Here is a 4,660-nt window from a genome sequence, read left to right as displayed (position 1 = left end):
ATTCGGGTTCTAACCCGAATCGCCACTCACGACCCGCTCAGCCCACCGCTCACCGCCGCTTCGGCTGCTGGGGCCGGGACCTACGCCTTGGCCGTCTCCACGAGCAACTTCGCCGCCACAGTCGCCCCGTCGGTCCGGATCGTGTCGGCCACGGCCTTCGCGCGCGCCTGGGTCTCGGGGGACAGGACCGTCGCGAGCGCGGCCGACAGCGACTCGACGGTCGGCACCGGATCCTGGTGCGCCACACCGATTCCCAGTTCCGCCACGCGCGACGCCCAGTACGGCTGGTCCGCGATCCGGGGGACGACCACCTGGGGCGCGCCCGCCCGCGACGCCGTCGTCGTGGTGCCGGCGCCACCGTGGTGCACGACGGCGGCCACCCGGGGGAAAAGCGCCTGCTGATTGACTTCGCCGACGACGAAACAGTCGTCCGCGTCGTCGATCGAGGCCAACCCCGCCCAGCCGCGCGCGAGCAGGATCCGCCGTCCCAGCGCCCGCAGCGACTCGATGCTCACCCGGGCGATGTCCTTCGGCGCGTACGCGGCCATGCTGCCGAAGCCCACGTACACCGGCGGCTCACCGGCTTCCAGGAACTTTTCGAGGTCGTCGGGGAGCGGTCGGTCGTCGGGCTGGAGCCACGCTCCCGTTTGGACGATGCCGAGATCCGTCATCCCCTCCGACGGGCACAAGACCGCGTCGGCCGCCAGCCACGGACTGCCGGTGAAGACGTGGTCGCGGACGTTGTCCACCGGCGGCAGCCCGATCGCCGCGCGGTGCTCGTTGAGCGCGCCGCCGTACAGCGCGTTCACCCGTTGGGCGTCCTGCTGCCACAGCACCCGGTTGTCGGTCTCGCCCTCCGGGGACGGCGTGCCCGGCCGCGATCCTGGCGCGAAATGCCGCGACGGCAGCCCGAAAATGTGGAAACACGCGTACACGTAAGGGATTCCGCGTTTCTCGGCCACGTCCCGCGCACCGGCGGGCAGCAGTCCGGTCGCCAGGATCGCGTCGCAGTCCTCCGCCGCGGCGGCGAGCGTCTCGAACCGGGCTGCGACCAGCGCCGGAGCGAGCTTCAGCGCGTCTTCCCCCGTCGGCGGCTTCGGTCCGGCGACCACCGAGTGCACCGTCGGGCCGAGCGGCGCCAGCGGCACCCCGGCCCGCTCCAGCAACGTCACGAACTCTTCGTCCGGTGGCGCGGCCACCACCGCTTCCGCGCCCAGTTCCCGTAATCCCCTCGCGAGCCCCACCAAGGGTTCGACGTCCCCGCGAGATCCCCACGTCGTCAGCAAAACACGCACTTCGCGACTCCCGTTTCCGCAGCTTCCGGCCTTCGGCGCGCAATTCTGCGGGACGACCCGGGTCTTGCCGCAAGCCCCGGTGTCCGCTATAAGTTGAAGGGGGCGGGAAAGCCCCGCTTCTCTCTCGTCCAATCTGGACGGAACTCTTCGGATCGACCCGGTGCTTCAGATCGACCCGGTGCGCAGCGCGAAGGCGACAGCGTGCGTGCGGTTGTGGAGGCCGTAGCGCGACATCACCCGGTGGAGGACGTTCTTCACCGTGCTCTCCGAATAGGCGAGTTTGGCCGCGATCTCCTCCGTGCCGTGGCCGTCGGCCAGCAGGCGGAGGACCTCTCGTTCCCGGTCGGACAGGCCGGAAAGCGCGAGCCCGTTGGGTACCAGCAGATCCTCCTGGATCCGTTCGAGCTGCGAGAGCAGGCTGCCCTGCAGGCGCGGCGGCAGGGCGCCGGCGCCCTGGCTGACCGCGAGAATCGTCCGCACCAGGTGTTCGCTGTCGAGGTCGCGCCGCGGCAGCAACGCGGCCATACCGCATTCGATCGCCGTCATCAGGACCTGGACCGGGAAGTGATCGGTGACGATCACGCATCTCGGTGGCGACGCGAGCGACGACGCGGCACGCACTTGGCGCAGGAACGCGAAAACCCCGTCACCGATGGAATCCCCGACCGTCACGATCACTTCGGCCGGCCCCAGGTCGGTGTCGGCGAGCACATCCAGCCGTTCGTCGGCGCCGAGAATGCTCGTCGTGCCGAGCCCGGCCAGGAGATCCGGGGCATGCACGGCGACTCTGACGCGATCGGTCCTCCTGGCGGTCTTCTCCCCTTGAATCAACATCGAAGTCCCTATCCGAAGCGCTCGGAAACCCGGAAACGGGTGGAGTGAATAGTTATCGCACTACTTAGAACCTATAACGTTACAACGTTGCATGTCAACCTCGGGAGCCTCGTCTCCCACGGATGGCGGCAACACAGGGCAAGACGCCCGAAGCACGGAAAAGGTTCAGTGCGAAGGCGATCGGGCTTGGCGGACGCTGGTCAGCGCGTCGTGAGATCGTCCAGTTCGTCCGCGATCAGCAGATCGGGGTCGAACTTCATCCCGGTGAAGTGGCCGGCGAGTTCGAGCGAGAGCACGCCGTGCAGACGCGTCCAGAAGGCGATCGCGCGGTGCAGCGTCGCGGACGGGGCCCGCTCGTCGCCCGCCCAGTCACGGTGGGCGTCCAGATGCTGGTCGAACGGGGTTTCCGGCTTGTCCACGGTGATCGCGCGGCACGCGTCGAGCAGCACCGCCATGACTTCGCGCGAGATGGCGGTGGTGTCGTCGGGCGCGTGGTAGCCGGGGACGGGCGTGCCGTAGATGAGGAAGTAGCGCTGCGGGTCGCTGCGGGCCCAGTCCCGGATGGTGACGGCGAGCCCGGCCAGGTCGGCGCCCGCTTCGAACGCCGTCCGGACGGTGTCGGCGAGGCTGCGGTAGGCGTCGCGGATGAGCGCGGTGATGAGGTCGTCGCGGCTGGCGAAGTACCGGTACAGCGCCGGACCGCTCATCCCGACCTGTTTGGCGATCGCGTTGAGCGACAGCGCGGGGACCCCGGCGGCGGCGATCTGCTCCCAGGCGTGCTGCTTGATCTCCGCGCGCACCTGGTCGCGGTAGCGCTCCCGCGGGCTCTGCCCGTCCGCGTCCGTCATCGGCCCTCCCGCTCCATCGGCCCGAAGCTTAGTTGGCGGTCCGGACGACGAGGAACCGAAGGGGCATGATCCGTTGCACGAACCGCCCTGATCGAGCGGAATCGGCGGAACCCCTGGCGCGACTGCTCGACAATGGCCGCATGGCTGGCGATGATTTCACCTGGTTGGACGCGACGGCTCAGGCGGAGCTGGTCCGCACGGGACAGGTGTCGCCGCTGGAGCTGCTCGACGCGGCGATCGCGCGGATCGAAAAGCTCGACGTCGAGCTCAACGCCGTGGTCAGCACCCGGTTCGACCAGGCCCGGCGGGAAGCGGTGACGGCACGGGGGGACGGGCCGTTCCGCGGCGTGCCGATGCTGCTGAAGGACTTCCTCTGCCACGCCGCGGGCGATCCGGTGCACGGCGGCATGCGCGTCCTCCGGGACCGCGACTGGCGTGCCCCGTCGGATTCGTATCTGGCCGCGCGCCTGCGGGCCGCGGGATTCCTGTTCTGCGGCCGCACGAACACACCGGAACTCGCGACCAGCATCACCACCGAACCGCTCTCGAACGGCGCGACCCGGAACCCGTGGAACCCGGCGCTGTCGCCGGGCGGATCGAGCGGCGGGTCGGCCGCGGCCGTGGCTTCGGGCATGGTCCCCGTCGCGCACGGCAACGACATGGCGGGCTCGATCCGGATCCCGGCGTCGGCCTGCGGACTGGTCGGGCTGAAGCCGAGCCGGGCGCGGACCAGCCTCGGCCCGGAGTTCGGCGAATACTGGGGCCAGGTCACCCACGAACACGTCCTGACCCGCTCGGTCCGGGACACGGCGGCGATTCTCGACGTCACCGCTGGTGCCGCGCCGGGGGACCCCTACAGCGCCGCGCCACCGGACCGTCCCTATCGGACAGAGGTCGGCGCGGATCCCGGCTCCCTGCGGATCGGGTTCCGGATCACCTCCCCGGGCACCTGCGAAACCGCGCACGCGGACAGCGTCGCCGCCGTCGAACGGACCGCCCGGCTGCTCGAATCCCTCGGCCACCAGGTCACCCCGACCGCGGCCGCCGTGCTGGACGCGCCCGGGATGTTCGACACCATGCCCGCGCTGCTCGCGGCCGTCGTCACCTGGGAACTCGACGCCTGGTCCGAGCGGCTCGGCGAACAGCTGCCGTCGTCGGTGCTGGAGCCGATGAACGCGATGCTCGCCGAAGCGGGCCGTTCGGTCACCGCCGTGCAGTGGGTCGCCGCGTCGCTCTCGTCGCAGCGATGGGCCCGCGGTGTCGCGGCGCTGTGGGAGGACGAGCTGGACGTCCTCCTCACGCCGACGTCCCCCGCGCCGCCCGCCGAACTCGGCTACCTCGCCCCGGACGCGAAGTCGCCCGAAGAACTGGCGGCCGGGATCGCCGTCGGCGCGGCCTTCACGGCGCCGTTCAACATCACCGGACAGCCCGCGATCTCGTTGCCGCTGCACTGGAACGCCGACGGCCTGCCGATCGGCGTGCAGCTCGTCGCCGCCCAGGACGGCGAGGACGTCCTCATCCGGCTCGCCGCTCAGCTGGAGGAGGCGGCGCCCTGGTCGGAGAGGCGTCCCGCGCCGGTCTCGTGAGGGTCGCGAAAGCCACTCAGTGTCAGGGTGGTTGTGCTGCTCGTGTGAGTGGTTAGGGTCCGGTCTTGGTCGCGTGGTGACTCAGAAAGCCACTGCC

General features: G+C 70.3%; 4 protein-coding genes. 1 reads left to right on the top strand and 3 read right to left on the bottom strand.

The window, feature by feature from the left end; genetic code table 11:
* Positions 1–80: 80 nt before the first annotated feature.
* The 3 genes from AB0N89_RS40950 to AB0N89_RS40940 form a co-directional block, all read right to left on the bottom strand.
* Positions 81–1,295 (bottom strand): glycosyltransferase, encoded by a 1,215-nt coding sequence (locus tag AB0N89_RS40950; protein WP_364217133.1) that lies wholly within the window; start codon positions 1,293–1,295, stop codon positions 81–83.
* 165 nt (positions 1,296–1,460) lie between these two features.
* The gene (locus AB0N89_RS40945) at positions 1,461–2,129 is read right to left on the bottom strand and encodes a response regulator transcription factor (protein WP_191259169.1); all 669 of its coding nucleotides are present in this window, start codon (positions 2,127–2,129) and stop codon (positions 1,461–1,463) included.
* 200 nt (positions 2,130–2,329) lie between these two features.
* The gene (locus AB0N89_RS40940) at positions 2,330–2,977 is read right to left on the bottom strand and encodes a TetR/AcrR family transcriptional regulator (protein WP_364217128.1); all 648 of its coding nucleotides are present in this window, start codon (positions 2,975–2,977) and stop codon (positions 2,330–2,332) included.
* 140 nt (positions 2,978–3,117) lie between these two features.
* Between AB0N89_RS40940 and AB0N89_RS40935 the strand changes: the two genes are divergently transcribed.
* The gene (locus tag AB0N89_RS40935; protein WP_364217125.1) at positions 3,118–4,563 is read left to right on the top strand and encodes an amidase; all 1,446 of its coding nucleotides are present in this window, start codon (positions 3,118–3,120) and stop codon (positions 4,561–4,563) included.
* Positions 4,564–4,660 lie beyond the last annotated feature (97 nt).

Source organism: Amycolatopsis sp. NPDC089917 (assembly GCF_040684635.1).
Lineage (GTDB): Bacteria > Actinomycetota > Actinomycetes > Mycobacteriales > Pseudonocardiaceae > Amycolatopsis.
This window is presented reverse-complemented; position numbering and strand designations above follow the sequence as displayed.

Bases quoted from the DNA above. Each gene is read 5' to 3' on its own strand.
- AB0N89_RS40945 (WP_191259169.1), bottom strand. From the start codon at position 2,129: ATGTTGATTCAAGGGGAGAAGACCGCCAGGAGGACCGATCGCGTCAGA.
- AB0N89_RS40940 (WP_364217128.1), bottom strand. From the start codon at position 2,977: ATGACGGACGCGGACGGGCAGAGCCCGCGGGAGCGCTACCGCGACCAG.
- AB0N89_RS40935 (WP_364217125.1), top strand. From the start codon at position 3,118: ATGGCTGGCGATGATTTCACCTGGTTGGACGCGACGGCTCAGGCGGAG.